24 protein-coding genes and 1 riboswitch are annotated in these 26737 nt (G+C 70.9%); of the genes, 17 read left to right on the forward strand and 7 right to left on the reverse strand.

The genetic code is table 11. From position 1 onward, the window contains the following. Positions 1-74: 74 nt before the first annotated feature. Positions 75-791, reverse strand: a complete 717-nt coding sequence (locus ACWEOZ_RS30505; RefSeq protein WP_451914107.1) for a nicotinamide mononucleotide transporter family protein — start codon at positions 789-791, stop codon at positions 75-77. Positions 792-859: 68 nt separating this feature from the next. Then, a riboswitch (FMN riboswitch) is annotated at positions 860-988 on the reverse strand. Positions 989-1138: 150 nt separating this feature from the next. Here ACWEOZ_RS30505 and ACWEOZ_RS30510 point away from each other — a divergent pair. Then, the gene (locus tag ACWEOZ_RS30510; RefSeq protein WP_451914108.1) at positions 1139-1408 is read left to right on the forward strand and encodes a YciI family protein; all 270 of its coding nucleotides are present in this window, start codon (positions 1139-1141) and stop codon (positions 1406-1408) included. Positions 1409-1439: 31 nt separating this feature from the next. Here the strand turns inward: ACWEOZ_RS30510 and ACWEOZ_RS30515 are convergent, their stop codons facing one another. From ACWEOZ_RS30515 to ACWEOZ_RS30525, 3 genes are read right to left on the reverse strand one after another with little or no spacing between them, the layout of a single operon-like run. Then, positions 1440-2723, reverse strand: coding sequence for a glycosyltransferase (locus ACWEOZ_RS30515; RefSeq protein WP_451914109.1), 1284 nt, complete (start codon positions 2721-2723; stop codon positions 1440-1442). Beyond that, entirely contained in the window at positions 2720-4798 is a 2079-nt protein-coding gene (locus tag ACWEOZ_RS30520) for a glycosyltransferase (RefSeq protein WP_451914110.1), read from the reverse strand. The genes ACWEOZ_RS30515 and ACWEOZ_RS30520 overlap by 4 nt, the downstream gene beginning before the upstream one ends. A 60-nt stretch (positions 4799-4858) precedes the next feature. Beyond that, positions 4859-5563: a hypothetical protein gene (locus ACWEOZ_RS30525; RefSeq protein ID WP_451914111.1), complete on the reverse strand. Its 705-nt coding sequence runs from the start codon at positions 5561-5563 to the stop codon at positions 4859-4861. Between the two features lie 80 nt (positions 5564-5643). Between ACWEOZ_RS30525 and ACWEOZ_RS30530 the strand changes: the two genes are divergently transcribed. The 11 genes from ACWEOZ_RS30530 (at position 5644) to ACWEOZ_RS30580 (ending at position 20597) form a co-directional block, all read left to right on the forward strand. Continuing rightward, entirely contained in the window at positions 5644-6432 is a 789-nt protein-coding gene (locus ACWEOZ_RS30530) for a class I SAM-dependent methyltransferase (RefSeq protein ID WP_451914112.1), read from the forward strand. Between the two features lie 144 nt (positions 6433-6576). Further along, positions 6577-9528, forward strand: coding sequence for a glycoside hydrolase family 3 C-terminal domain-containing protein (locus ACWEOZ_RS30535; protein WP_451914113.1), 2952 nt, complete (start codon positions 6577-6579; stop codon positions 9526-9528). 90 nt (positions 9529-9618) lie between these two features. Continuing rightward, positions 9619-10623 carry a LacI family DNA-binding transcriptional regulator gene (locus tag ACWEOZ_RS30540; protein WP_451914114.1) on the forward strand — a complete coding sequence of 335 codons (1005 nt, stop codon included), beginning with the start codon at positions 9619-9621 and terminating at the stop codon, positions 10621-10623. Between the two features lie 134 nt (positions 10624-10757). Beyond that, complete coding sequence (locus ACWEOZ_RS30545) at positions 10758-12065, forward strand: extracellular solute-binding protein (RefSeq protein ID WP_451914115.1); 1308 nt, start codon at positions 10758-10760, stop codon at positions 12063-12065. Further along, entirely contained in the window at positions 12062-12967 is a 906-nt protein-coding gene (locus ACWEOZ_RS30550; protein ID WP_451914116.1) for a carbohydrate ABC transporter permease, read from the forward strand. The genes ACWEOZ_RS30545 and ACWEOZ_RS30550 overlap by 4 nt, the downstream gene beginning before the upstream one ends. A gap of 1 nt (position 12968) precedes the next feature. Then, on the forward strand, positions 12969-13853 hold the full coding sequence (locus tag ACWEOZ_RS30555) for a carbohydrate ABC transporter permease (protein WP_451914117.1): 885 nt from the start codon (positions 12969-12971) through the stop codon (positions 13851-13853). A gap of 11 nt (positions 13854-13864) precedes the next feature. Then, on the forward strand, positions 13865-16120 hold the full coding sequence (gene yicI, locus ACWEOZ_RS30560; RefSeq protein ID WP_451914118.1) for an alpha-xylosidase: 2256 nt from the start codon (positions 13865-13867) through the stop codon (positions 16118-16120). A 257-nt stretch (positions 16121-16377) separates the two neighbouring features. Beyond that, a complete protein-coding gene (locus ACWEOZ_RS30565; RefSeq protein ID WP_451914119.1) occupies positions 16378-17601 on the forward strand; it encodes an ABC transporter substrate-binding protein in 1224 nt (407 codons plus the stop codon). Between the two features lie 44 nt (positions 17602-17645). Then, a complete protein-coding gene (locus tag ACWEOZ_RS30570; RefSeq protein WP_451914192.1) occupies positions 17646-18557 on the forward strand; it encodes a carbohydrate ABC transporter permease in 912 nt (303 codons plus the stop codon). A 2-nt stretch (positions 18558-18559) separates the two neighbouring features. Further along, positions 18560-19393, forward strand: coding sequence for a carbohydrate ABC transporter permease (locus ACWEOZ_RS30575; RefSeq protein ID WP_360821852.1), 834 nt, complete (start codon positions 18560-18562; stop codon positions 19391-19393). A gap of 34 nt (positions 19394-19427) precedes the next feature. After that, complete coding sequence (locus ACWEOZ_RS30580; RefSeq protein WP_451914120.1) at positions 19428-20597, forward strand: ABC transporter ATP-binding protein; 1170 nt, start codon at positions 19428-19430, stop codon at positions 20595-20597. Positions 20598-20667: 70 nt separating this feature from the next. Here ACWEOZ_RS30580 and ACWEOZ_RS30585 read toward each other — a convergent pair whose 3' ends face one another. Next, positions 20668-21357: an SDR family oxidoreductase gene (locus ACWEOZ_RS30585; protein ID WP_451914121.1), complete on the reverse strand. Its 690-nt coding sequence runs from the start codon at positions 21355-21357 to the stop codon at positions 20668-20670. An 80-nt stretch (positions 21358-21437) separates the two neighbouring features. On the opposite strand from ACWEOZ_RS30585, the gene ACWEOZ_RS30590 reads away from it, so the two are divergent. Next, positions 21438-22013, forward strand: a complete 576-nt coding sequence (locus tag ACWEOZ_RS30590) for a TetR/AcrR family transcriptional regulator (RefSeq protein WP_451914122.1) — start codon at positions 21438-21440, stop codon at positions 22011-22013. 35 nt (positions 22014-22048) lie between these two features. On the opposite strand, the gene ACWEOZ_RS30595 is transcribed toward ACWEOZ_RS30590, so the two are convergent. Further along, positions 22049-22600 (reverse strand): TetR/AcrR family transcriptional regulator, encoded by a 552-nt coding sequence (locus ACWEOZ_RS30595; protein ID WP_451914123.1) that lies wholly within the window; start codon positions 22598-22600, stop codon positions 22049-22051. Between the two features lie 99 nt (positions 22601-22699). Between ACWEOZ_RS30595 and ACWEOZ_RS30600 the strand changes: the two genes are divergently transcribed. Together ACWEOZ_RS30600 and ACWEOZ_RS30605 are read left to right on the forward strand one after the other, a co-directional pair. Further along, positions 22700-23593, forward strand: a complete 894-nt coding sequence (locus ACWEOZ_RS30600) for an NmrA/HSCARG family protein (protein ID WP_451914124.1) — start codon at positions 22700-22702, stop codon at positions 23591-23593. A 47-nt stretch (positions 23594-23640) separates the two neighbouring features. Beyond that, positions 23641-24405 (forward strand): dihydrodipicolinate synthase family protein, encoded by a 765-nt coding sequence (locus ACWEOZ_RS30605; RefSeq protein ID WP_451914125.1) that lies wholly within the window; start codon positions 23641-23643, stop codon positions 24403-24405. A gap of 4 nt (positions 24406-24409) precedes the next feature. On the opposite strand, the gene ACWEOZ_RS30610 is transcribed toward ACWEOZ_RS30605, so the two are convergent. Further along, complete coding sequence (locus tag ACWEOZ_RS30610; protein ID WP_451914126.1) at positions 24410-25810, reverse strand: APC family permease; 1401 nt, start codon at positions 25808-25810, stop codon at positions 24410-24412. A 135-nt stretch (positions 25811-25945) separates the two neighbouring features. Between ACWEOZ_RS30610 and ACWEOZ_RS30615 the strand changes: the two genes are divergently transcribed. Both ACWEOZ_RS30615 and ACWEOZ_RS30620 read left to right on the forward strand, forming a co-directional pair. Next, the gene (locus ACWEOZ_RS30615; protein ID WP_451914127.1) at positions 25946-26353 is read left to right on the forward strand and encodes a universal stress protein; all 408 of its coding nucleotides are present in this window, start codon (positions 25946-25948) and stop codon (positions 26351-26353) included. Then, on the forward strand, positions 26353-26736 hold the full coding sequence (locus tag ACWEOZ_RS30620; RefSeq protein WP_451914128.1) for a VOC family protein: 384 nt from the start codon (positions 26353-26355) through the stop codon (positions 26734-26736). Before ACWEOZ_RS30615 ends, ACWEOZ_RS30620 begins: the two co-directional genes overlap by 1 nt. Position 26737: the final 1 nt, after the last annotated feature.

Raw genomic sequence — 26737 nt, forward strand, 5'->3', positions numbered from 1 at the left:
AAGAACGGCATAGCTGCTCCTCAAGCCGATCTTGGTCACCCCGGCCCCCAACCGTCCACCGCAAGAAAGACGACTCAGGCGACCGTCTCCATGGCAGGAGAATCAACCCGAGGAGGCTCCTCCCGACGAGAAATACGCAGCCAAACCACAAAGCCCCAGATCACGAACCCCGCATAAACGGCGTAGAGAATCGCCGAGGGGTAGTACCCGAAATGCAGCAACTCCGGCACCCCGACGAGATCGACCGCGATCCAGCACAGCCAGAAATCGACCCAGCCCCGAGCCATCGCATAAGTAGCCAGGATCGACCCGACGAAGATCCATGAGTCGGCCAGGTAATACCACCAGGGCACCGGGAACCCCGCCCCGATCGCCCGGAAGGCGTAGAAGCACAGCACGACCGCTCCCAGCGCAACGGGAATGAAGAGGGCCCGCTGCCGGCTGGAAGCCCAGTGCGGTACGACCGCAGCCCCGCCCGCCGAGTGCCTGTTGTGCCGCCAGAGCCACCAGCCGTACACGCTCGTGATGATGAAGAAGACCTGCCGGGACGCCTGGCCGTACAGTGGCGTGCCCTGGTCGTTGCCGAGGGCCTGGCCCAGGAAGACCGTGAACAGCAGCACGTTGCCGACGATGCCGACCGGCCAGGCCCACCAGTTGCGGCGCAGGCCGAACAGGGCTGAGCCGAGGCCGAAGGCGTTGCCGACCATCTCTCGCCAGTAGATGGCCTGGGTGTCGGTGACCTGCCACTTGGCGTCGTAGAACGCGGTGAGCAGTTGATCGAGCCAGTGCACCGTCTGCACCTCCGGAAGACAGAGGTGCACGCCGGGGAGGACCGCGCACGCGGAGAGCCGTACCGTCCGCGCGCCGCCTCCCATCCGGACTTTCACCGTCGGTCCCGGAGTTTCACCGGGTCAACCGGCCGCCGGCTGCGGTCGGGTCGCGGACTGTCACCGCCGGTTCGGAATTGCACCGACCCCGGAGCGCGCTGAACGTGTCACTTGAGCCTCATCGTAATCCCATCGACGGCCGTGGAGCTGTGACCTGCATCGCGGGCGAAGAGGGACTTGCGCGGAGGATCCGTAAGTCGTAGCTTACGGTTAGTCGAGACGAACGTAGCCCGGATCAAGGAGTTGGCGTCGTGAAGTTCGTGCTGTTCTACACCCCGGCCGAGGACGTCATGGAGAAGGCGCCGCTGCATTTCCCGGCGCACCAGAGCCGGATCGGGCAGTTCCACGACCGCGGCGACATCCTCATGGTCGGCACCTTCGGTGACCCGGTGAACCAGGGGTCGATGGCCATCTTCCCGACCCGCGAGTCCGCCGAGGCCTTCGTGGCCGGCGACCCGTTCGTCCTGGAGGGCGTGGTCCGCTCCTACGAGATCCGCGAGTGGGACGAAGTCCTGTCCTGACGGCGATGCCGGGCCGGGACGACCAGGGGGATCAGCAGAGCGCCCGGCGGGCCGAGACCGCCCCGGGAGTCGTGCGCAGCTGCACGCCCAGCTTCGCGGCGACCTCCGGCGCAGTGCCGGCCAGGACGTCCCGGACGGCGTCGATCACGTCGGCGGCCGACGCCGCGTTCGGGTCCAGGGCCACGCCGGCCCCGCCGCGCTCGATGGCCGCGGCCCCGGCGAACTGGTCGGTCGAGAACGGCAGCACGAGCATCGGTACGCCGAAGGTCAGCGCTTCGGTGACGCTGTTGTTGCCACCGTGGGTCACCGCCAGCGCGGCCCGGGCCAGCAGAGCCGTCTGCGGCAGGTAGTCGCGGACCAGCCAGTCCGGACCGGGCTCCGGCAGATCCCGGGCCGAGCCGGTCGCCACCGCCACCCGTACGTCCAGAGAGCGCAGCGCCGTCAGCACGGTGGACAGCACGTCGCCGCGGGCCGACAGGAAGCTGCCGAAGCTGACGTAGACCACGGGCCGGTCGTCCGCGTCCAGCCAGGCGCGGATGTCGTCGGGCGCGGTCTCGGTCCGCACCGCGGAGCCGAGGAAGACGTGCGCGGGCAGCAGCGCGGTACGGGCCGGGTCGTGCAGCGCTTCCGGATAGTTGAACAGCAGCCGGTCGCCGTGCTCGGCGAGCGCGTCGGACACCAGGGGCGCGGTCCGGGACAGGCTGCGCAGCGCCACGTTCCACTCGGCGGTGAACGCGGCCCGGACGTCACGGCAGGCCTTGTGCAGCTCGGCCAGCTCGGCGGGCGCCGGGGTGAACGCGGCCGGCCAGTCCGTCGGGAAGCCGTAGACCTCGCCGCCGACCGGCAGGGCCGACGGGTGCCCGAGGACCACGTCGGCGTGCGGCACCCGGTCGGCCGACAGGGCGAGGCGGGCGCTGAACGCGAGGTGGTCCACGATGACGTGGTCCGGGCGTACCGCGGCGACCGCCTCGCGGACCGCGTACGCGCGGCCCACCGGATCCCAGAGCAGGTCCGCGCGCCGGGCCCGGGCCTGGAAGAGCAGCGTGTCGACCAGGCCGCGCCGGGTCGCGGCGAAGAAGCCGCGCAGCGCCTCGTCCTCGCCGGCGGGCTGCTGCTCGGCCCGGATGACGCCGGGGTTGGAGCCGCGGCCCAGCGGCAGGTCGGTCCATGCGAAGCCGGCCGCCCGCACGATCGGCGCGGTCGCCGGGCCGGTCGCGACCACCACCCGCTCGCCGGCGTCGCGCCACGCGGTGGCCAGGGTGACCAGCGGCAGCAGGTGTGAGGCGTAGTCCGGGCTGATCACCAGCAGCGTCACGGCTTGTCGACCTCCTTGGTCACAGCGGTGTAGATCGTGCGCAGAGCGGCGGCCATCGCACTGACCGTGAAGCCGGCCCGGATCCGTTCCCGGGCCCGGTCCACCCGCGCAGCCTGGCCCGGGCCGGCCGCAAGATCAAGCCCGGCGGCCACGGCCGCGGCGAGTTCGTCCGGGTTGCTGGTGTCGACGAGCAGACCGGTGTGCCCGTTCTCGATGTAGGTGGGTGGTCCGCCGGCGTCCGGTCCGACCACCACCAGGCCCGCGGCGAGCGCCTCGAGCAGGGCCAGGCCGAACTCCTCCTTGAGACTGGCGCACACGTACACGCCGCCGGGGCCGATCGCCGGGGATCCGCCCGACCGGGCCAGCGCCAGCCAGCGAGCGACCTCGTCGTTGGGGCGGTGGCCGGGCAGCAGCAGGCCGTCCGCGGCGGGACTGCCGGCCACCAGCTCGGCGATCTGGTCGAGTTGCTCGCGCTCGTCCGGCGACGGGTCGCCCAGGTCGCCGCCGACCAGGACCAGGTTGCTGCGTTGCCACAGGTCGCGGTGGCCGGCCCAGGCGCGTACCAGGGTCGCCATGCCCTTGACCCGGTGCAGGCGCCCGACGCTGAGCACCAGCGGCAGCCCCTGCCGGTGCGGCGGGAGTGCCGCGACCAGGGCCGCGAGCTCGGCCGGCTCCGCCGCCGTCTCGGCGGCCTCGATGACGGCGAGGTCGATGCCCTCGGGCACGACCGTGTAGCGGTCCGGCTCGGCGCTGACGTCGATGCCGACCAGGCGGCGCAGGTCGTCACGGACTTGCGGCCGGGGGAAGAGCACGACGTGGGCCGCGTCGGCGGTCAGGCGCCGGACCAGGCGGGACCGGAACCAGAAGTGCTCGCGTTCGTCCATCGCCCCGAAGCCGGCCCGGTCCAGGGCGCCGCTGCGGTCCAGCGCGTCGATCGCGCCGTGCGGGTCCGGGGCCAGCGTGAACACGACCGGGATGCCGAGCTCGGTGGCCGCCTCGGCCGCTGCCAGGCTGCCGACGTCGGCCATCCGCAGGTGCAGCAGATCGACCCGGTGGGCGCGCAGCAGCCGGCGGATGCCCCGGCGGGCCGCGACCCAGGCGGGCCAGGCCGCCGCGGCGCCGACGGCCGGGCTGAGCAGCGGTACGGCCGCGAGCTGGTGGCCGGGGCCGGGCCGCAGCGCGTCGAAGGCGGCGGTCGCGGAGCCCCGGGAGAGGGTCAGGGCCCGGGCGATGCCGGGCTCGGCCGCCAGGGCGTCGCCCAGGCGGACCAGCAGCGTGGCGATGCCCCCGTTGTCGCCGGCGCCGGCCCGGCTGAGCTGCCGGTCCAGGTCGGCGTGCAGGAACAGCTGGGCGACGGTCAGGCCGTCCTCCGGTACGCTCCCGGCCCCGGCCGGCATCAGTCCCAGGTCGAAGGCCGCGAGCCGGGCCACCGCGCCGAGCTCGCCGCCCGACGCGAGCAGCTCGCCGACGGCCCGCGCCGCCGTCAGATCACCTTGGCGGTCACCGAGCGCAGCCGTGGCGGCGACCCGGACCGGGAGCGGCTCGGTGAGGTCGAGCGCGATCTCCGCGACCACTCGCCCGGCGTGCTCCCCGCGCAGCAGTCCGAGCGTCTCCACCAGCCGGGTACGGGCCGGTGTGTCCCGCTCGCCGGCCAGCGCCACCAGCAGGGCGGCGACCTCGCGGAGACCACCGGTGGCGTCCCACCGGGCGAGGGTCCGCTGGGCCAGCATCCCGGCGAAGCCGCCCGCCGCCACGGCGGCCACGAGCGGGTCCATCGCGTCGGTGCGCGGCGGCTGCGCCATGAGGGCCCACGAGGCGTGCTCGCGCAGGAATCCCCGGGGGTGAGTGAGCAGCTGCGACAGGAACGAGCCCGCGGCGTCGTCGTCCACCGCGCCCAGCGCGTGCACGGCGGCCACCGCGGTGAGCTCATCGGGACCGGTGATCGCCTCCCGGAGCAGACCGATGGTGCCGGGCCCGCTCACCGCGGCGGCGGCGCGGACGCCGTCACCGAGCACTTCCACGAGGCGCGGAGCCTGGCGCACTTGCCGCAATGCCGAGGACAGAGTGGGGGCCATGACCAGACTTCGGTGCCGGACCCGGGGGTGGATGCACCCGGGGCCGCGATGAGATCGGGGTCACCCCAGGCCGGTGCAGCCCAGACCGTTGACGGTGCAGGCCGAGGGCAGGTTGCCGGAGCCGGAGCGGGAGAAGTGGAACCGCAGCGCGACCTGTCCGCGGGCGGGCACCGGCACGCCGGAGGCCCAGATGAAGCTGTCACCCGAACGACGCAGCGTCGCCTGCGGTGCCGACTCGACCCAGGAGGTGATCAGGTCGCCGACGGCCGGCGGGAACCGCAGCTCGACCCGCCAGTCGCTGTCGCGCCCGGACGAGTTGGCCACCAGCACTTCGCCGATGAACGCGTTGTCGTACGAGTCGACCACCCGGTACCGCCCGCTCACCGGGCCCCGGGCGGGCGCCGGGGCGGTGGTGGCCCGGCTCGAGCTGCGGACAGGCCGCGGCGAGGTGGTGGCCGTCGCCGGTCGCATCTGCGAGCCGGGGCGGGCGCTCGGCGGGCCTGACGCCGGTGCGGACGGCGGGTCCGGGAGCGGCGTGGCCGGGGTCAGCGTCTCCGCGGGCTGGGCCGGCACGGGGAGGAACGGCGGCGCCGGCGGCACGGCCCGGACCTCGGGCGAGGAGGTGAAGCGGGTCGCGGCGATGATCAGCAGCGCGATCAGCGCGCAGACCCCCAGCAGTGTCGGTAGCCAGGGCAGCAGCTCCCGCAGGGCCGGCCCGCTGAGGGCACGCCTACGCTCCTGGTGCTCTCCCCGGCTGACCTGCATCGGGGATGAACTTTATCGGGATTCCGGCGCCCGGCAACCGGTGCGCGACGTGCGGGCGGGCCGGTCGTAAGGTCGTCGCCATGGGTCACGAGGTGTGGGAGGTCGGCGACGCGTACGAGGCGTACGTCGGCCGGTGGAGTCGTCCGGTCGCCCGCGAGTTCGTCTCCTGGCTCGCCGTGCCTGCCGGCCGGTCCTGGCTCGACGTCGGCTGCGGACCGGGCGCCCTGACCAGGGCCGCACTCGCCACCGCACCGGACCGGGTCACCGGCGTCGACCGCTCGCCGGGCTTCCTGGCCGACGCCCGCGCCCGCGCCGGTGGTCCGCGGACCGGGTTCGCCGCCGGTGACGCCTGTGCGCTGCCGGTGCCGGACAGCCGCTTCGACGTCGTGGTCAGCGGGCTCTGTCTCAACTTCGTGCCCGAGCCGGCCCGGGCCGCCGCCGAGTTCGCCCGGGTCACCGCGGGCGGGGGAGTGGCCGCCGCGTACGTGTGGGACTACGGCGACGGCATGGCGATGATGCGGCACTTCTGGGACGCCGCCGCCACGCTCGATCCCGGCTCTGTGCGGTTCGACGAGGGCCGCCGCTCCTCGCTCTGCTCGCCCGGGCCGCTCGCTGAGCTGTGGTCCGGCGCGGGCTTCGACGCGGTCACCACCAGGGCGATCGAGGTGCCGACGGTGTTCGCGGACTTCACCGACTTCTGGCGGCCGTTCCTGGGCGGGCAGGGCTCCGCTCCCGGTTACGTGGCGTCGCTGACCGAGCAGCAGCGCACGGCTCTGCGGGAGCTGCTGCGTTCCCGCCTGCCGGTGGAGCAGGACGGCTCGATCCGGCTGACCGCCCGGGCCTGGGCCGTGCGGGGCACGCTCCACTAGGGAGCCGGTGACGGCGGGTGGTTGCCCCGCTCCGGTCCGGCATCTATGGTCGGTATTCATCCTCGTCATTACCCATCGGTGACCCCCGGGCCATCGTCGAAGCGCTTCGATGAGCCGTGACCGGCTCCGCCAGGAGGGACAGACATGCGTAACAGGCCCCTGCGGCGCGCGCTCGCCGTCGTCGCGCTCGCTGTGCTCACGCTGCCGGCGGTGCCCGCCGCGGCCGCCGCCGAGCCGTCCTACCCGTTCCGGGATCCGCACCTGGCGCTCGACGCCCGGGTCGGCGACCTGCTCGGCCGGCTCACCCTGGACGAGAAGATCGCACTGCTGCACCAGTACCAGCCGGCCGTCCCGCGGCTGGGCATCAAGATGTTCAAGACCGGTACCGAGGCGCTGCACGGGGTGGCCTGGTCCAACGACATCGACGCCGGCGGCGCGGTGGTGACCGCCCAGGGCACCGCCTTCCCGCAGGCCGTCGGCCTGGCCAGCACCTGGGACCCGGCCCTGCTGCGCCGGGTCGGTGCCGTGGTCGGCGACGAGGCCCGCGGCTACCACGCCCAGAACCCGCGGGTGTTCGGGCTCAACGTGTGGGCGCCGGTGGTGAACCCGCTGCGCGACCCGCGCTGGGGCCGCAACGAGGAGGGCTACTCCGAGGACCCGCTGCTGACCGGCGCGGTCGCCACCGCGTACGGGCGGGGGCTGCAGGGCGACGACCCGGACCACCTGCGGACCGCGCCCACCCTCAAGCACTACGCGGCCTACAACAACGAGGCCGGGCGCGATGTGACGTCGTCGAACGTGCCGCAGCGGGTGCTCAACGAGTACGAGCGCCCGGCGTACCGGATCCCGCTGCAAGCCGGCGCCGCGACCGGGGTGATGGCGTCCTACAACCTGGTCAACGGCCGTCCGGCCACTGTGGACCCCGATTTCTCCGGCGTGGTCCGCGGCTGGAGCGACCGGCCGCTGTTCAACGTCACTGACGCGGGCGCGCCGGACAACCTGACCCGCTCGCAGGCCTACTTCGCCACCCAGCCCGAGGCGGACGCCGCCGTGCTCACGGCCGGGCTGGACAGCTTCACCGTGGACGACGGCAACGGCGGGCCGACCGTGACCGCCATCAAGGAAGCCCTGGCCCAGGGACTGCTGACCGGGGACGATGTCGATGAGGCGGCCGGGCACGCGCTGAGCATCCGCTTCCGGCTCGGCGAGTTCGATCCGGACGGCGGCCCGTACGCGTCGATCACCCCCGCCGTCATCGACAGCCCGGCCCACCGCGCCCTGGCCCGCGAGACCGCCGGCAAGGCCGCGGTGCTGCTCAAGAACTCCCGCGGCGCGCTGCCGCTGCGGCCCGGCGGCACGGTCGCCGTGGTCGGCCCCCTGGCCGACACCCTCTACACCGACTGGTACGGCGGCAAGCTGCCCTACGAGGTCACCACCCTCGACGGCATCCGCGAGCGCGCCCGGAGCGTGACCACCAGCGACGGCGCCGACCGGATCGCCCTCAAGGACACCACCACCGGCCGGTACGTGACCGCCACCGGCACCACCGACGCCGACGCGGTCACCGCCACCGGCGCCGGTGCGAGCACCGCCGCGCAATTCGACACGGTCGACTGGGGCCAGGGCGTCGCCACGCTGCGCAACGTCGCCAACGGCCGGTACCTCGGCTACAACTGGGGGCCGCTGCTGACCCGCGACGAGCAGCCCAACGGCTGGTTCGTGCAGCAGCAGTTCAAGCTCGAGCGACAGGGCGACGGCAGTTACGTGCTGCACTACGCGGGCTATGAGACCAAGGAGAGCTGGTTCGGCGCGAACACGTACGTCACGGTGGGCGCGGACGGCAAGCTGGCGCTCGGTTCCGCCACCGCCGCGGGCGCCGCGCACTTCACCCGCGAGGTGATCAGCAACGGCGTGGACGAGGCGGTGGCCGCCGTGACCGGTGCCGACGCCGCGGTGGTCGTGGTCGGCAGCAACCCGTTCATCAACGGGCGCGAGGCGCACGACCGCACGACGACCGCGCTGGGCGCGAGCCAGCACGCGCTGGTCGAGGCGGTGCTCGAGGCGAATCCGCGGACGACGGTGGTGCTGCAGACCAGCTATCCCGACTCGATCAGCTGGGAGCAGGCGCACGTACCGGCGATCCTGTGGACCACCCACGCCGGCGCCGAGACCGGCCACGCCGTCGCCGACGTCCTCTTCGGCGACGTCAACCCGGCCGGGCGGGTCACCCAGACCTGGCCCCGCTCGGACGACCAGCTCCCGGCCGACCTGCTGAACTACGACATCATCGCCTCGGAGCAGACCTATCTGTACAGCCAGCAGCGGCCGCTCTACGCGTTCGGCCACGGCCTGTCGTACACGAAGTTCCGCTACTCACCGCTGCGCACCCGCACCGCCGGCGGCAGGGTGACCGTGCGGGTGGACGTGACCAACACCGGCAGCCGTGCCGGGGACGAGGTCGTGCAGCTCTACAGCCACCAGCGCACCTCCCGGGACAAGCTGCCGGTCAAGCAGCTGCGGGCGTTCCAGCGGGTCAGCCTCGCGCCCGGCGCGACGAAGACCGTCACGCTGAGTTTCAAGCTCGCCGACCTCGCCCACTGGGACGTCACCCGGGGCCGCTGGGTGCTCGAGTCGTCGGTCCACGACCTGCTCGCCGGCTCCTCGTCGGCGGACATCCGGCAGCGTGGTTCGCTGCGGGTGCGCGGCGAGACCATCCCGGCCCGGGACCTGACCCGCACCACCCGGGCGGAGAGCTTCGACGCGTACGGCGGCGCACGGCTCGTCGACGAGAGCAAAGCGCGCGGCACCGCCGTGGGGGCCGCGCAGGCCGGCGACTGGATCGCGTTCAAGGACTCGCGGCTCGGTACAGCCTTCACCGCGCGGGTGGCCAAGGCGACCCCGGGTCCCGGCACCGTCGAGGTCCGGCTCGGCTCACCGACCGGCCGGTTGCTGGGTACGGCCACCGTGGCGAGCACCGGCGACAAGTACACCTATGCCACGGTCACCGCGCGGCTGGACCGGCTCCGTGGCCGGCACGACGTGTATCTGGTCCTCGGCGACGGGGTACGGCTGGCCACCTTCCGGGCCGCCGGGTGATCACCGGCACCCCGGCGCGGCGGTGCCGGGGTGCCGGTGGTGACGGTCAGTAGGATCGGCAGGCCGACAGCGAGCAGAACGGGGAGGGCGATGCCGACGATCAGCGACGTCGCCCGCGCGGCGGGTGTCTCGATGAGCACGGTCTCGTACGTGCTCAGCGGGCGCCGGCCGATCTCCGCCGAGACCCAGGCCCGGGTCAAGGCGGCCATCGCCGAGCTGGGTTACCACCCGCACGCCGGGGCCCGCGCCCTGGCCAGCAGCCGCACCAGTGTGCTGGCCCTGGTGGTGCCGTTGCGGGTGGACGTCAGCGTGCCGGTCATCATGCAGTTCGTGACGGCGGTGGTGACCGCGGCGCGCACCTACAACCACGACGTGCTGCTGCTGACGAAGGACGAGGGCACGGCGGGCCTGGAACGCGTGGCCGGCGCCACCATGGTCGACGCGTTGATCGTGATGGACGTCGAGCGCGACGACGTCCGCATCCCGGCGCTGGGCCGGCTCAAGCAGCCCTCGGTGCTGATCGGGCTGCCCGACGACGCGGCCGGCATCGCCTGCGTCGACCTGGACTTCGCGGCCACCGCCGCCGAGTGCCTGCGGCACCTGGCCGGGCACGGGCACCGCAGGATCGCGCTCGTCGGCCCGTCCCCGGCGGTGTACGAGCGCGGCACCACGTACGCCTCACGGTTCCTCACCGGCTTCACCGACGCTGCCGCCGAGCTGGGGCTGGACACCGTCGCGCATCCCTGCGGGCCGGGCGCAGCGGGGGTACGGGAGTGCCTCGCCGAGATCGACGCCGAGCTGCCGGAGGTGTCGGCGCTGGTGGTCCACAACGAGGAGGCGCTGGTGCCGCTGCTGGAGGAGCTGCGCGCCAGCGGCCGCCGGGTGCCTGAGGACCTGTCCATCGTCGCGGTGTGCCCGCGCGACGTCGCGGTGAGCCTGCCGGTGCGCCTGACCTCGGCCGACATCCCCGCCCACGACGTCGGGACGCTGGCCGTGGAGACGGCGATGAACCTGCTGGACGGCCGCCGTACGCCGGGCACCCGGTTGCTGGCGCCGACCATCGTCGAGCGGGACAGCTGCTCTTCCCGCGGCTGAGGAAATCTCGCCGTCACACTGTTGACATCTGGGTGAGCCGTTCCCTAGCGTCTGCCCAAGCCCCTTCGTCGAAGCGCTTCGACGACCGTTTGTCGAAGCGCTTCGACGAACACGGTTTCCCCTGGGAGGACGGCATGGTCAGATCCCGTATGAGCCTCGCCGCGGGCGCGCTGCTACTGGCGGCGTCCCTCGGCCTTACCGCGTGCAGTGATTCCGGCTCCAGTGACGAGGGCGCCGACGCCAAAACTTTGACTCTGTGGCACTACGAGGGCCCCACCAGCGCCATGGGCGTCGCCTGGGCCAAGGCGATCGAGCTGTTCAAGGCGAGCCACCCCGGCGTCGAGGTGAAGTTCGAGGAGAAGAGCTTCGAGCAGATCCAGCAGAACGCCGGGATGATCCTCAACTCCGACAGCGCCCCGGACATCCTCGAGTACAACAAGGGCAACGCCACCGCCGGCCTGCTGTCCAAGCAGGGCCTGCTCACCGACCTCACCGAGGAGTCGCAGAAGCGGGGGTGGGACAAGAAGCTGAGCCCGAGCCTGCAGACCACCACCAAGTACGACGGTGACGGCATCATGGGCAGCGGCAAGACGTTCGGCGTGCCCAACTACGGCGAGTACGTGATGGTCTACTACAACAAGGACCTGTTCACCAAGCACAAGGTCGCCGTGCCGACCACGCTCGCCGAGTTCGAGGCCGCGATGGACACCTTCGTCAAGGCCAAGGTCACGCCGCTGTCGGTCGGCGGCGCCGAGTATCCCGCCCAGCAGATCTTCTACGAGCTGGCGCTGTCCAAGGCCGACCGGGCCTTCGTGGACGACTACCAGCTCTACAAGAACAAGGTCAACTTCCAGGGCCCGGAGCTCACCTTCGGCGCGCAGACCTTCGCCGACTGGGTCAAGAAGGGCTACATCGCCAAGAACTCGGCCGGCATCAAGGCCGAGGACATGGGCGTCGCCTTCACGCAGGGCAAGTTCCCGATCATGATCTCGGGAAGCTGGTGGTACGGCCGCTTCGCCTCGGAGATCAAGAACTTCCAGTGGGGCACGTTCCTGTTCCCCGGCAACACGCTGCACCCGGGCTCCAGCGGCAACCTGTGGGTGGTGCCGACCAAGAGCAAGGCCAAGAGCCTGGCGTACGACTTCATCGACATCACCATGCAGCCCGAGGTGCAGAACCTGCTCGGCAACAACGGTGGCGTCCCGGTCGCGGCCGACACCGCGGGGATCACCGACGCGAAGAACAAGGAACTCATCGACAACTTCGCCAAGATCTCCTCCGGTGACGGGCTGGCGTTCTACCCGGACTGGCCCGCCCCCGGCTACTACGACGTCATGGTCGGCGGCGTGCAGGGGCTGATCAACGGCTCGAAGACCCCGCAGCAGATGCTCGACGAGGTCGCCAAGCCGTACCAGGACAACCTGACCGACCTGGGCAAATGAGCCGGCAGGGAGGCCGGCACACCGCCGGGTTCGGTTGGTACCTCGTCCCGGGGGTGCTGGCCTCCCTCGCGGTGATCGTGGTGCCCCTGGTGATGACCGTCGGCATCAGCTTCACCCGCTGGTCGGGCATCGGCGATCCGGTGTGGGTGGGCTTCGAGAACTACACCCGGCTGTTCCACGACGAGCGGTTCTGGGCCTCGTTCGGGCACATCCTGCTGCTGATCATCGCCATGGCGGTGATCCCCACCCTGCTCGGCCTGCTGCTGGCGGCGGTGCTGTTCGACTACATCGCCAAGATCTTCGGGCCGCGCTGGGCCAGCGTCTTCCGCTCCGGGTTCTACCTGCCGCAGGTGCTGCCGGTCGCGGTGACCGGCATCGTCTGGGGCTGGATCCTGCACCCGAGCTACGGCGCCCTGAACCGGGTCCTGGACTCCGCCGGGCTCTCCTCGCTGAGCCGCAACTGGCTCGGCGACCCGAAGTACGCGCTCTACAGCGTGATGGCGGTGATGGTCTGGTTCCAGCTCGGCTACCCGGTCGTCATGTTCATGTCCGGCCTGCAGCGCATCGACCCCGAACTGTACGAGGCGGCCGACCTGGACGGGGCCGGCTGGTGGCAGCGCTTCCGGCACATCACCGTCTACCTGATCAAGCCGGAGTTCTACGTGGTGCTGGTGACCACCACCATCGCCGCGCTGAAGATCTTCGGGCAGATCTTCGTGCTGACCCGGGGCGGGCCGAGCAACGCGACGTTGGTGCCGTCGTACTTCGCCTGGCAGAACTTCTTCCAGAAGGCCCAGGTCGGCTACGGCTCGGCGATCTCCACCGTGCTGACCGTGCTCATCGTCGTGCTGGCGTTCGTGTTCCTCCGCCTGCAGACCCGTGACCAGCGCAAGGGAGCCTGACATGACCGCTCTCGCCACCGCACCCGAGAAGCAGGCGGCCCCCGCGCAGGCGGGGGTCAACCGGCGGCGGTACCCGGCCCGCTACATCGTGCTGGGCGTGCTGATCGTCCTGCTGCTGCTCGTCGTGGCGCCGCTGCTGGTCGTCGCGCTCAACGCGGTCAAGAGTCCGGCCGACTACGCGAGCAACGGGCCGCTGTCCATCCCGAAGTCGCTGCACTGGGACGGCATCGTCGACTTCTGGCAGCGGGTGGACTTCAGCCGCAAGCTGCTCAACAGCTTCATCACCAGCGCCGTCGTGTCGGTGCTGGCCGTGATCCTGTCGGTCCTCAACGCGTACGCGCTGGGCATCGGCCGGGTCCGGGGCCGGGTCTGGTTCCTGGTCTTCTTCCTGGTCGCCAACCTGCTGCCGCAGGAGGTGCTGGTCTACCCGCTGTACTACCTGTCCAAGAGCCTGCACCTGTACGACAGCCTGTTGTCGATCATCATCATCTTCACGGTGATCCAGAGCGCGTTCGGCACGTACCTGCTCTCCTCGGTCTACGCCGAGTTCCCGACCGAGCTGCTCGACGCGGCCGCGGTCGACGGGGCGGGCCGCTTCCGCACGCTGTGGCGGGTGGTCATGCCGGTCAGCAAGCCGACGCTGGCGGTGCTGTTCACGTTCTTCTTCATCTGGACCTGGAACGAGTTCTTCCTGCCGCTGGTCTTCCTGATCTCCAACGCCAACCAGACCGTCCCGGTCGCGCTCGGCGTGCTGCAGGGCGACCGGCAGATGGACGCCACGACCACCAGCGCCTCGGCGCTGATCGGCATCCTGCCCGCGATGCTGTTCTTCCTCATCTTCCAGCGCACGCTCACCCGCGGCATCACCGCCGGCGCCCTCAAGTAAGGACACCGTGTATGAAATTCACTGACGGCTACTGGCGTAAGCGGGACGGGCTGACGGTGCTGCACCCGGCGCAGCTGCAGGACACGGCGGCCGGCGCCGGCACGCTGACCGCCTTCGCCACCGCCAAGCGGGTACAGGGACGCGGGGACACCCTGGACGCCCCGATCATCACGGTGACCTGCTCGGCGCCGGCGCCCGACGTGATCCGGGTGTCGATCGGCCACTTCGCCGGCGCCCGGCCGCGCAAGCCGGACTTCGCGATCGCCGCCGACCCGGATTTCGTGGCGCGGGTGGACGGCACCGAGCTCACCTCGGGCGCGCTCACCGCCCGGTTCGCCGACGGCGACGCGTGGCGGCTGGACTTCCTGGCCGAAGGCCGGCGGCTGACCGGCAGCGGCTGGAAGGGCATGGGGGTGGTCGACACCGCCGACGGCGAGCACTACGTGCACGAGCAGCTCGACCTGGGCGTGGGGGAGGCCGTCTACGGGCTCGGCGAGCGCTTCGGCCCGCTGGTCAAGAACGGCCAGACCGTCGACATCTGGAACGAGGACGGCGGCACCAGCAGCGAGCAGGCGTACAAGAACGTGCCGTTCTACCTGACCAACCGCGGCTACGGCGTGCTGGTCGACCACCCCGGCAAGGTGTCCTTCGAGGTCGGCTCCGAGCTGGTCTCGCGCACCCAGTTCAGCGTGGCCGGGCAGTCACTGTCCTATCTGGTCATCTACGGACCCACCCCGGCCGACATCCTGCGCAAGTACACCGCGCTGACCGGCCGCCCGGCGCTGCCGCCGCCCTGGTCCTTCGGGCTGTGGCTGACCACCTCGTTCACCACCAGCTACGACGAGGAGACGGTGACCAGCTTCGTCGACGGGATGGCCGAGCGGGACCTGCCGCTGAGCGTCTTCCACTTCGACACGTTCTGGATGCGCGAGTTCAGCTGGTGCGACTTCGAGTGGGACGCGCGGATCTTCCCCGACCCGCCGGGCATGCTCAAGCGGCTCTCCGACCGGGGACTGCGGACCTGCGTGTGGATCAACCCGTACATCGCGCAGCGCTCGTCGCTGTTCGCCGAAGGTATGGCGGCCGGCTATCTGGTGCGCAAGCCCGACGGCGACGTGTGGCAGTGGGATCGCTGGCAGGCCGGGATGGCGCTGGTCGACTTCACCAACCCGGACGCCTGCGAGTGGTACGCCGGCAAGCTGCGGGCCTTGCTGGAGATGGGCGTCGACGCGTTCAAGTCCGACTTCGGCGAGCGCATCCCGCTCGACGTGGTCTGGCACGACGGCTCGGACCCCGAGCGGATGCACAACTACTACACCCAGCTCTACAACCGGGTGGTCTTCGACGTGCTCCGCGAGCACCGCGGCGAGGGCGAAGCCGTGGTGTACGCGCGCTCCGCGACCGTCGGCGGCCAGCAGTTCCCGGTGCACTGGGGCGGCGACAACTCCTCCACGTACGAGTCGATGGCGGAGAGCCTGCGCGGCGGGCTGTCCCTGGCGGCGTCGGGCTTCGGCTTCTGGAGCCACGACATCGGCGGCTTCGAGGGGCTGCCGGACCCGGCGGTGTTCAAGCGCTGGATCCCGTTCGGGCTGCTCTCCTCGCACAGCCGGCTGCACGGCAACCAGACGTACCGGGTGCCGTGGCTGTTCGACGAGGAGGCCGTCGACGTGCTGCGCTCGTTCACCCGGCTGAAGTTGTCGCTGATGCCGTACCTGTTCGAAGCGGCCGGGCGCGCGCACCGCGAGGGCCTGCCGGTGATGCGGCCGATGGTCTTCGGCTTTCCCGACGATCCGGCCGTCACGCACCTCGACCGGCAGTACCTGCTCGGCGACAACCTGCTGGTCGCGCCGGTGTTCAGCGAGAGTGGGGACACGTCGTACTACGTGCCGGCCGGGCGCTGGACCCGGTTCGGCACCGGGGAGATCGTCGAGGGGCCCGGCTGGGTGCACGAGACGCACGGTTTCGCCAGCGTGCCGCTGCTGGTGCGCCCGGACTCGGTGCTGGCGATCGGGGCCCGCACGGACCGGCCGGACTACGACTACCGCGACGGCATCACGCTGCAGCTCTACGAGCTGGCCGAGGGCACCCGGACGACGACCGTGCCGGGCCCGGCGGGGGAGCCGGCGACGACCTTCGAGGTGACCCGGTCGGGCGGCACCGTGCGGGTCGTCCGTAGCGGGGCGGCGGCGACGTGGCGGGTGCGTGCCGGTGACGTGGTGGCCGAGGTCGCCGCCGACGGGGCGACCTGCGAGCTGCATCTGCCGTAAAGGTCGGACATCGGGCCGGTGGGGCGGGCAAATCCCGCCCCACCGCCGCGTTTCGGGCGTGCTGCCACGTTGTCACCGTCCATGAACACCTTGTTACAGAAGATTGCTCTCCTCCCCTCGCGCCTGCCAGCGATATCTGGCAATGTCGGGGTCAGGGCTGTGAGCTGGGCCACTTTGAGCCGGCGGTTGGCCCGGACGGAGGATCGATGATGATTCCACGACCGACGACGCCCCGGCGGCCGTCACGGTGGGCCGCGATGATCGGGGTGACGGCCCTCTTCGCCGCACTCGCGGCCTGTTCCAGCGGTCCTGAGGGCACGGTGGTCAACCTCTACGGCGGAGCCAGCGGCACCGGCTTCGACAAGATTCTCGCCGACTGCAACAAACAGGCGGCCGGCCGTTACACCATCGTCGGCAATCTGCTCCCCAGCGACGCCGACGGCCAGCGCGACCAGTTCGTCCGGCGGCTCGCCGCCAAGGACGACGGCATGGACCTGCTCGGCATGGACGTCACCTGGACCGCGGAGTTCGCCGAGGCCAAGTGGATCCGGGAACTGACCGGGGAGCAGAAGGCCCAGGCCACCAAGGACACCCTCCAGCCGCCGATCGACACGGCGACCTGGAAGGACAAACTCTACGGCGTACCGCGCACGACCAACGTGCAGCTGCTGTGGTACCGCAAGTCGCTGGTGCCCACCCCGCCCAAGACCTTCGACGAGATGATCGCGATGGCCCAGCAGCTCAAGGCCCAGGGCAAGCCGCACGAGATCGGGCTCACCGCGGCCCAGTACGAGGGCTACGTGGTCAACGTCAACAACCTGATCACCGCGTACGGCGGCACGCTGGTCAACGAGGACAGCTCCCAGCCCACCATCGACGACAAGACCGTGCAGGCGCTGACCCTGCTGCGCAAGCTCGCCACCTCGGGGGTCACCAGCGCGTCGCTGTCCAACGCCCAGGAGCCGGAGGTCTTCGCGGACCTGCAGGCCGAACGGTCCGCCTTCTCGCTCAACTGGCCGTACGTGCTCAGCGCCATGCGCGAGGCCAACCCCGGCCTGGTCGACGACCTCGGTTTCGCGCCCTACCCGTCGGTCAACGGCGGGCCGCCCAAGGTGACCCTGGGCGGGATGAACTACGCCATCAGCACCTACAGCAAGCATCCGGAGGAGTCGTTCGAAGCGGCCATGTGCCTGCGCAACGAGAAGAACGCGCTGAGCGCCGCTCTCGACGCCGGTGACGTGCCGGCACTCGCCACCGTCTTCGAGCTCCCCGAGTTCAAGAAGGCGTACCCGATGGCCGACGTCATGCGGTCCGAGCTGGAGGCCGCCGTGCCCCGCCCGGTGTCGCCGGTGTACCAGAACATCTCGACGCTCGTATCCACCACGCTGTCGCCGCCGCAGAGCATCAACCCGCAGAAGGCGGCGGACGAGCTGCGCGACTCCATCAAGGACGCGATCGAGGGCAAGGGGATCGTCCCATGACCGCTACACCGACCGCGGCGGCCGCTCAGGCGGCCGAGGACCGCATGGACGACGGCACCACCGAGATCGCCCGTCAGCGCCACACCGACGCCAAACGGGCCGAGCGCAAACTGGGGCTGATGCTGGTCGGCCCGGCCGTGGTGATCATGCTCGCGGTGGCCGCCTACCCGATCATCTACGCCTTCTGGCTGTCGCTGAACAAGGCCGACCTGCGCCAGCCCGACGCCAACGAGTTCATCTGGTTCGACAACTACGTCACCGTGCTGTCCAGCCCGATCTGGTGGACCGCGTTCGGCGTCACCATGCTGATCACCGTCGTCGGGGCCACCCTCGAGCTGATCCTCGGCATGCTGCTCGCGATCGTCATGCACCGCACGATCGTCGGACGGGGGCTGGTGCGCACCTCGGCGCTGGTGCCGTACGCGATCGTCACCGTGGTGGCCGCGTTCTCCTGGCGCTTCGCCTGGACCCAGGGCCTGGGCTGGCTGGCCCCGGAGAACTCGGCGCCGCTGACCGAGTTCTGGCCGTCGATCGGGATCATCATCCTGGCCGAGGTCTGGAAGACGGTCCCGTTCATGGCGCTGCTGCTCATGGCCGGCCTGGCGCTGGTGCCCGAGGACCTGCTCAAGGCCGCCTCGATGGACGGCGCGAGCGCGTGGAAACGCTTCTGGCTGGTGACCGTGCCGCTGATCAAGCCGGCCATCCTGGTCGCCCTGCTGTTCCGCACCCTGGACGCGTTCCGGGTGTTCGACAACATCTTCATCCTCACCAGCGGGTCCAACAAGACCAGCTCGGTGTCGATGGTCGCGTACAGCAACCTGATCCGGGGGCTCAACCTCGGCATCGGGTCGGCGATGTCGGTGCTGATCTTCATCACCACCGGGATCATCGCGTTCGCGTTCATCAAGTTCTTCGGGGCGGCCGCGCCCGGATCCGACGCTGAGGGGAGGCGGTAGTCATGCAGCCGGAGACCACGAACCGCAAGCTGATGTGGTGGGGTGTCAACGCGATCGTCCTGCTGTACGCGTTCGTCCCGGTGCTCTGGATCGTGTCGCTGTCCCTGAAGGACGACGCGACCCTCAACGACGGCAACTACATCCCGACCTCGCCGAGCAACGACAGCTACTCCGCGATCTTCAACAACCCGGACTTCCTGCGGGCCCTGGCCAACTCGATCGGGATCTGCATCATCGCCACCCTGATCGCCATCGCCTTCGGCACGATGGCCGCGTACGCCATCGCCCGGCTCGACTTCCCGGGCAAGCGGACGATCGTGGCGATGGCGCTGCTGGTGTCGATGTTCCCGCAGATCGCCCTGGTCACGCCGCTGTTCAAGATTGAGACGGCGGTCGGGCTGTTCGACACCTGGCCCGGGCTGATCATCCCGTACATCGCCTTCGCGCTCCCGCTGGCGATCTACACGCTGTCGGCCTTCTTCCGGGAGATCCCCTGGGACCTGGAGAAGGCCGCGAAGATGGACGGGGCGACGCCGTACCAGGCCTTCCGCCGGGTGATCACCCCGCTGGCCATGCCCGGCATCTTCACCACGGCCATCCTGGTCTTCATCTCGTGCTGGAACGACTTCCTGTTCGCCCTCTCGCTCACCTCGACCTCGAACGCGCGGACCGTCCCGGCGGCGATGAGCTACTTCACCGGCGCCACCACGTTCGAGAAGCCGACCGGACCGATCGCGGCCGCCGCCGTGGTCATCACCATCCCCATCGTGATCTTCGTGCTGGTCTTCCAGCGGCGGATCGTCGCGGGGCTGACCTCGGGCGCCGTCAAGGGCTGACCCATCCCACGTATCGATACACCGAGGAGCTGACGTGGCCGAGATCGTTCTGGACCATGTGGTCAAGCGTTACCCCGACGGCGCCCTGGCCGTGGACGACTTCAACCTCGAGATCGCCGACGGCGAGTTCATCATCCTGGTCGGCCCGTCCGGGTGCGGGAAGTCGACCACGCTGAACATGGTGGCCGGCCTGGAGGACATCACCGCCGGCAAGCTGATCATCGACGGTCAGGTGGTCAACGACAAAGCCCCCAAGGACCGCGACATCGCCATGGTGTTCCAGTCCTACGCGCTCTACCCGCACATGACCGTCGGCGACAACATGGGCTTCCCGCTGCGGCTGGCCGGGATGGACAAGGCGAGCATCCGCAAGAAGGTGGAGCAGGCGGCCGAGATGCTGGAGCTGACCCAGCACCTGGACCGCAAGCCGGCCAACCTCTCCGGCGGCCAGCGCCAGCGGGTGGCGATGGGCCGGGCCATCGTCCGGTCGCCCAAGGCGTTCCTGATGGACGAGCCACTGTCCAACCTGGACGCCAAGCTGCGGGTGCAGATGCGCACCCAGATCTCCCGGATCCAGAAGAGCCTGGGCACGACCACCCTGTATGTCACCCACGACCAGACCGAGGCGATGACCCTGGGCGACCGCGTCGTGGTCATGCGCAGCGGCGTGGTCCAGCAGGTCGGCTCACCGGCCCACCTGTACGCCCACCCGGCGAACCTGTTCGTGGCCGGCTTCATCGGCAGCCCGTCGATGAACTTCTTCCCGGGCCGGCTGCGCCCGGACGGCGTGGTGACGGCGCTGGGCGAGGCGAAACTGCCCGACCAGGTCCGGCAGGCGCTCAACGGCTCGACCGGCGAGCGGGAGGTGATCGTCGGCATCCGCCCGGAGCACTTCGAGGAGGCCTCCCTGGTCGGCGACAAGCCGGGCGCCACCTTCGACGCGCCGATCGACATCGTCGAGGCGATGGGCTCGGACGTCTACGCCTACTTCACCATGAAGGGCGACCAGGCCCGGTCCAAGGACCTGGAGGACCTGGCCAAGGACACCGGCAACGACCTGCACAGCGGTGGCGTCGACGTGACGGCCCGGCTGGACGCGGCGGCGAACGTCCAGCGCGGCAAAACCGCCCGGCTCTGGTACGACACGTCGAAGATCCAGGTCTTCGACGGGGCCAGCGGCAAGAACCTGGTGACCACCGACTGACCTCGCGCGGCTCAGCCCCGACGCGGGGCTGAGCCGTCGTGCGGAGGACCCGGCCGTACCGGTGATCCGCTCACGCTTGCGCGAGCACGCCGCCGTCCACGAACAGGTCATGGGCGTTCATGGCGCCGTTGTCGAGCAGGAAGTCGACGGCGTCCGCGACCTCCTGCATCGTGATGAGACGGCCGATCGGGGTCCGGGCCGCCATGGGGCTCAGGTCGGTGCCCGACCAGCGCGGACTGTCGACGACCAAGGCGGGGTGCAGGGCGTTGATGCGGTGCGGGGCGATCTCCAGGGCCAGGGTCTTGATCAGGCCGGTGATCGCGCTGTTGAAGGTGGTGATCATGGTGGAGCCCGGGTAGGGGCGCTCCTTGGCCAGACCTCCGAAGAGCACCACCGAGGCGGACGGGGTGAACCGGTCCCGCAGGACCCGGATCGTCTCGGTGTATCCGACGAGCTTGGTGGTCACCGCGACCACAGCCTCCTCGACGTCGAAGTCCTTCAGCGTGCTGGGCTTCTGGAAAGCGGCGGTGATCACCAGACGGTCGACGCCCTCGACGGCCTTCAGTGAGTCGGCGATGGTCTGCGGCCGGGCGAGGTCGACGGCGATGCCACTGACGTTCCCACCCAGCTCCCGCGCGGCCGCCTCGGCCTTACCCGCGTCACGCCCGGCGATGACCACCGTGTCGCCGCGGCCGGCGTGGCGCCCGGCGATGAACCGGCCGAGGCCGGCGGTGCCACCGATGACGACTGACGTACCCATGAGCGTGTCTCCTCAGCTTGGTGACCACGTGGTCAGCAACACCGTAACCGCGTTAATGACCACGTGGTAATTTAGGCGGTGTGAGCCGCCGCACGCACCGCCGCGACCCCGAGGGACACCGCCTCGACATTCTCGGCGCCGCCCGCGAGTGCTTCGGGGAGAGAGGCTTCGCCCGCGCCACCGTGCGCGACATCGCCGCCCGGGCCGGAGTGACCCACGGCCTGGTGCTGCGGCAGTTCGGCACCAAGGAGCAGCTGTTCCTCGCTGCGGTGCCGGGTCACCGTGAGCTCGATCAGACGATTGCCGGCGACCGCGAGACACTGCCTGAACGGGTGGCACACGCCTTCGTCGAGCGCATGGAGCACAACGCGGCCGGCGACCCCCTGGTCGTGCTGCTGCGCAGCATCGCCTCCGACCGGAACGTGACGGCGGGACTGCTGGAGGCGATGACCACCAACAGCGTCGAGGCGTACGGCCAGGTGCTGGGTGACACGGTGGACGACGTCCCGGCCCGGGTGGCGATGCTCGGCGCCCAGCTGATCGGCATCACCGTCGTCCGGTACATCGCTCCCACCGGCGCCCTGGCCCAGATGCCGGCCGACGACCTGGTCCGCCACCTGGGCCGCGTCCTGCGACAGATCCTGTTCGCCGACTGACCACGCCCCCGCGAAACAGGTGGGAAGGCCGCCACTTACGCGGGGGAGCGGGGGTGAATGCCGTCGATGGCCAGGCCGAGCAGGCGTTCCGCCTCGCTGCCATGCTCGCCCGGGCGGTGCTCGACGGCCATCGAGATGGCGGTCACCAGGGTCAGCAGGTCGTCGATCGACACCTCCGGGCGCACCGCGCCCGCCGCGCGGGCCCGGAGGACCAGCTCGTCGCCGGCCTGCACGATCATGCGGTGGCATTCGTTGTCGGTGCTCGGCACCAGTGACGAGGCCAGCCCGCGCGTCGAGGCGACGTAGGCGCCGAGCGCGCGCAGCCAGATGGTCAGCGCGGGGCCGGGATCCGCGCCCTCGGCGAGCTCGTGGGCCTGCTGGCACAGGGTCTCCACCCGGCCGTGGAAGACCGCGTTGAGCAGGGCCTGCCGGGACGGGAAGTGCCGGTGCAGCGTGGCGGAGCCGACGCCGGCCTGCCGGGCGATCTCCTCCAGGGAGGCGTCGGCCCCGTCGCGGGCGAACGCCGTGGCGGCCGCGGCCACCAGCTGGTCGAAGTTGCGCCGGGCGTCCGCGCGTCTGGGTCGCATGCTCACCGTCCCGACCAGGTGGTTGTGAAATGGGGTGCCCCTCCGTATCGTAGCGAACGATAAACGGGGGACCGCCCCGTTTTTGCGGAAGGACATGTCATGGCCCCTGTTCTGGTCATCGGAGGCACCGGCAAGCAGGGTGGGGCTGTCGCGCGGGCCTTGCTCGCCGGGGGTGTCGCCGTCCGGGCCCTCGTGCGGAATCCGCAGGCCGAAGCGGCCGAGGCGCTCGAGACGCTCGGCGCCGAACTGGTCGTGGGCGACCTCGACGAGCCCGGCACGCTGGTGCCCGCGGCGACCGGCGCCCGCGGCGTCTTCTCGGTGCAGACCCCCGACATCACCGATCTGGGCTCGGACGCCGAGGTGGTGCGCGGCCGGAATCTGGTCGCGGCGGCCCTGACGGCCGGGGTGCCGCAGTTCGTGCACACGTCGGTGGCCGGCGCAGGGGAGTTCGCCCGCAGCGCCCCGGGCTGGGACGAGGGCCGCTGGAACACCCACTACTGGGAGAGCAAGGCCGCGATCGACGAGGCTGTGCGTACGGCCGGTTTCGCCTCCTGGACCGTCCTCAAGCCCGCCACGTTCATGGAGAACCTGCTCGGCTGGTCCTTCATGTTCGGCAACTGGGCGCAGGACGGCTTCGTCACCACGTTCGGGCCGGACACGAAGCTGAGCTGGGTGGCCGTCGACGACATCGGCACCGCCGCCGCGGCCGCCTTCGCCGATCCGGCCCGCTGGCACGGCGTCGACCTCGACCTGGCCGGTGAGCGCCTGACGATGACCGAGGTCGCCGCCACCCTGACCGAGGTGCTCGGGCGCCCGGTCCCGGCGCCGGTGCTGACCGCCGACGAGGCGGTGGCGCGGGGGCTGCCGGCCATGATGGTGCCGATGCAGGAGTGGACCGAGGTCGTGGGCAGCCCGGCCCGTCCCGAGCAGGCCCACGCGTACGGCCTGCCCACGACGGACTTCCGCACCTGGGCCGTGTTCCACCTGGGTTGAGCGGAGTTCGGGTGGCCGCCGGGCCGTGAGTCGGGGAGGGTGGAGGCATGACTGAGCCGCTCTGGACCGGGCCCGCCGTCGCCCTGGTCACCCTGTTCGACGCCGATGCCGCGGTCGACGCCAAAGGCACCGCCGAGCACGCCGCCCGGCTCGTGGACGCCGGGATCCGGGCGGTGCTGGTGAACGGCAGCACCGGTGAGGCCGCCACCCTCTCCAACGCCGAACGGGTGGACCTGGTCGCGGCCGTCCGCGCGGCCTGCCCCGGGGTGCCGGTCATCGCCGGCGCCTCCGGGGAGTGGTGGCAGCCCGCCGCCGCCCGGGTCACCGCGGCGATCGACGCCGGCGCGGACGGTTTGCTGGTCGCGCCACCGCGGCTGGGCGGGGCCCTCGGCAGCTATTTCGCGCCCGTGGTGGAGGCCGCCGGCGCGGTGCCGGTGCTGGCCTACCACTATCCGGGCGTCGCGGGCGGCCCGGTGCCGGTCGAGGCCCTCGGCGAGCTGGGCCTGGCCGGGATCAAGGACTCCAGCGGTGACCCGGTCCGCCTCGGGCACGAGCTCAGCCTCGGCGGGGACCTCGCCGTCTACAGCGGGGCCTCGGCGCTGCTGGGCTACGCGAGCTGGCTGGGCGCGGCCGGGGGCATCGTGGCGGCGGCGAACCTCGTACCGGAGCAATGCCTGGCCGCCTGGGAGCGCGACGCCGCCGCGCAGCACGTCGTGATGCGCACCGAGCGCGCGGCCAAGGCCCTGCCGGGCGGCCTCAAGGAGGCCATGGCCCGGCAGTACGGCACCTCACCGGTACGCCGGCTGGGCTGACCCGCTACTTCTCCAGCTTGGCCGGGTCGATGGTGGTGTCCTGGTGCAGGATGAAGCGGTTGGTCGCGTAGGTGATCGCCCACAGCACGACGCCGATGATCAGCAGCACCCCGGCCACCTTGTAGTCGGCGCTCGCCCGGCCGGAGAGCGGGCTGGCCAGGTAGGCGCAGCTGATCGCCCCGATGACCGGGATGATCGTCGGGGCCTTGAAGTGCTTGTGCTCCACCTTGTCGCGGCGCAGCACCAGCACCGCGACGTTCACCACGGTGAAGACGCAGAGCAGCAGCAGGGCGGTGGTGCCACCGAGGGCGGTCAGGTCGGCGAACCAGATCAGCCCGAAGGCGATCAGGGTGGTGAAGACGATGCCGACCCACGGCGTACGCCGGGTGCGGTGCACCTTGCCGAGCACCTTGGGCAGCACCCGCTCGTTGGCCATGCCGTACAGCAGCCGGCTGGCCATCAGCATGTTGATCAGCGCCGAGTTGGCCACCGCGAACATGGTGATGAAGGCGAAGACGGTCAGCGGGAACGCGGGCGCGCCGGCCTCGACCACCTTGAGCAGCGGCGCGTCACCCTCGTTGAGGTCGGCCGGGGAGACCAGCGCCACGGCGGAGATCGCCACCAGGACGTAGATCGCCCCGGTGATGCACAGCCCGGTCAGCATGACCTTGGGGAAGATCCGTACCGGATCCTTGGTCTCCTCGGCCATGTTGACCGAGTCCTCGAAGCCGACCATCGCGAAGAAGGCCAATGCGGTGGCCGCCGTGACCGAGAAGAACGCGTGCTCGCCGGGCGGCGAGTCGAACTGCACCAGCCTCGACAGGTCGCCGTTGCCGCCGCCGAGCGCCCACGCGCCGATGGCGATGACGATCAGCAGGCCGGTCAGCTCGACGCAGGTCAGCACGACGTTGGCCTTGACGCTCTCGCCGACGCCGCGGAAGTTGACCAGGGCGATCAGGGTCATGAAGGCGACCGCCACCGCGGTCAGTCCCAGTCCCTCGCCCAGCGACAGGTCGAACGCCTCGGCGAAGTTGCCGGCGAACGCCTTCGACGCGCTGGACGCCGAGGTCAGACCCGAGCACATCACCGCGAAGGTGACCATGAAGGTGAAGAAGTGGATGCCGAACGCCTTGTGGGTGTACAGCGCCGCGCCGGCCGCGCGCGGATACTTGGTCACCAGCTCCAGATAGCTGAACGCGGTCAGCAGCGCGACCACGAACGCGATGAGGAACGGCAGCCAGACCGCCCCGCCGACCTCGCCCGCGACCTTGCCGGTGAGGGCGTAGACCCCGGTGCCGAGGATGTCCCCGACGACGAAGAGCAGCAGGAGCCAGGGGCCGATGACCCGGTTGAGAGTGGGTTGTTCGCGTGCTTCCGTGCTGTCCCGTGTTCCCGCGTCCGCCATAGCCGCGTACCTCCACATCGACATGCCTGGCCTCACGGTAAGCGATCAGCGGCCAACGCGCCGCCGCTGAGGCTTGTTCCGGCGCGGCGCTCGGGTGAGGATCGACGCACGTGATCCCACCTGCCGGAGGACGACATGCACATCGTGCTGGCTGCCAAGCCCGACGCCGACCAGCCCTGGATCACCGACGCGGTGGCCCGGCTGGCCAAACAGACCGACGCCACGGTCGCCGTGGTGGCGGTCGACGAGGTCGAGCTGGAACGGTTCTCCCCGGCGCCGCGCAGCGTGTTCGTCCAAGGTGCGCGCGAGGCGGTCGACACGGCGATCCGGCGGCTGGCCGACGTGGGCGTCGAGGCGCAGGGCACGGTGCTGCCCGGCCGCCCGCTGGAACGCATCATCGAGTTCGCGGCGCAGCAGCAGGCCGACGTGATCGTGGTCGGGGCCAGCTCCCGGCCGGCGCTGGCGGAACGGCTCCTCGGCAGCGTCCCCCTGCAGCTGATCGAGAAGGCGTCCCGCCCGGTCCTCGTGGTCACCCATCCCTGATGGCGGTGCTCGGACAGATCTCGCTGGGCGTGCACGACGCCGACCGGGCCGGCGCCTTCTGGAGCGAGGCGCTCGGCTATGTCCGGCGCCCGCCGCGCTACCCGGGTGACGACTGGATCGTCATCGAGCCGCCGGCCGGCGTCCCGGGCGCGGCGATCGCCATGGACCTGAGTGAGACTCCGGTCCGGGAGCAACCGCGGATCCACTTCGACCTGGACGCCGGCGACTGCGGTCTGGACGAGGAGGTCGCCCGTCTCCTCGCCCTCGGTGCGCAGCGCGTGGAGTGGCCGTACCACCCGGAGGAGCTCGAGCCGGGCGCGCCGCCGTACGTGGTGCTCGCCGACCCGGAGGGCAACCGCTTCTGCGTGGCCGGCCGGCGCTGAG

The sequence above is a fragment of the Actinoplanes sp. NPDC004185 genome (genome assembly GCF_053603475.1).

Bases quoted from the DNA above. Each gene is read 5' to 3' on its own strand.
- ACWEOZ_RS30570 (WP_451914192.1), top strand. From the start codon at position 17,646: ATGGACGACGGCACCACCGAGATCGCCCGTCAGCGCCACACCGACGCC.
- ACWEOZ_RS30595 (WP_451914123.1), bottom strand. From the start codon at position 22,600: ATGCGACCCAGACGCGCGGACGCCCGGCGCAACTTCGACCAGCTGGTG.
- ACWEOZ_RS30615 (WP_451914127.1), top strand. From the start codon at position 25,946: ATGCACATCGTGCTGGCTGCCAAGCCCGACGCCGACCAGCCCTGGATC.
- ACWEOZ_RS30525 (WP_451914111.1), bottom strand. From the start codon at position 5,563: ATGCAGGTCAGCCGGGGAGAGCACCAGGAGCGTAGGCGTGCCCTCAGC.
- ACWEOZ_RS30535 (WP_451914113.1), top strand. From the start codon at position 6,577: ATGCGTAACAGGCCCCTGCGGCGCGCGCTCGCCGTCGTCGCGCTCGCT.
- ACWEOZ_RS30575 (WP_360821852.1), top strand. From the start codon at position 18,560: ATGCAGCCGGAGACCACGAACCGCAAGCTGATGTGGTGGGGTGTCAAC.
- ACWEOZ_RS30540 (WP_451914114.1), top strand. From the start codon at position 9,619: ATGCCGACGATCAGCGACGTCGCCCGCGCGGCGGGTGTCTCGATGAGC.
- ACWEOZ_RS30555 (WP_451914117.1), top strand. From the start codon at position 12,969: ATGACCGCTCTCGCCACCGCACCCGAGAAGCAGGCGGCCCCCGCGCAG.
- yicI (WP_451914118.1), top strand. From the start codon at position 13,865: ATGAAATTCACTGACGGCTACTGGCGTAAGCGGGACGGGCTGACGGTG.
- ACWEOZ_RS30610 (WP_451914126.1), bottom strand. From the start codon at position 25,810: ATGGCGGACGCGGGAACACGGGACAGCACGGAAGCACGCGAACAACCC.
- ACWEOZ_RS30530 (WP_451914112.1), top strand. From the start codon at position 5,644: ATGGGTCACGAGGTGTGGGAGGTCGGCGACGCGTACGAGGCGTACGTC.
- ACWEOZ_RS30620 (WP_451914128.1), top strand. From the start codon at position 26,353: ATGGCGGTGCTCGGACAGATCTCGCTGGGCGTGCACGACGCCGACCGG.
- ACWEOZ_RS30585 (WP_451914121.1), bottom strand. From the start codon at position 21,357: ATGGGTACGTCAGTCGTCATCGGTGGCACCGCCGGCCTCGGCCGGTTC.
- ACWEOZ_RS30550 (WP_451914116.1), top strand. From the start codon at position 12,062: ATGAGCCGGCAGGGAGGCCGGCACACCGCCGGGTTCGGTTGGTACCTC.
- ACWEOZ_RS30565 (WP_451914119.1), top strand. From the start codon at position 16,378: ATGATCGGGGTGACGGCCCTCTTCGCCGCACTCGCGGCCTGTTCCAGC.
- ACWEOZ_RS30520 (WP_451914110.1), bottom strand. From the start codon at position 4,798: ATGGCCCCCACTCTGTCCTCGGCATTGCGGCAAGTGCGCCAGGCTCCG.
- ACWEOZ_RS30545 (WP_451914115.1), top strand. From the start codon at position 10,758: ATGGTCAGATCCCGTATGAGCCTCGCCGCGGGCGCGCTGCTACTGGCG.
- ACWEOZ_RS30605 (WP_451914125.1), top strand. From the start codon at position 23,641: ATGACTGAGCCGCTCTGGACCGGGCCCGCCGTCGCCCTGGTCACCCTG.
- ACWEOZ_RS30600 (WP_451914124.1), top strand. From the start codon at position 22,700: ATGGCCCCTGTTCTGGTCATCGGAGGCACCGGCAAGCAGGGTGGGGCT.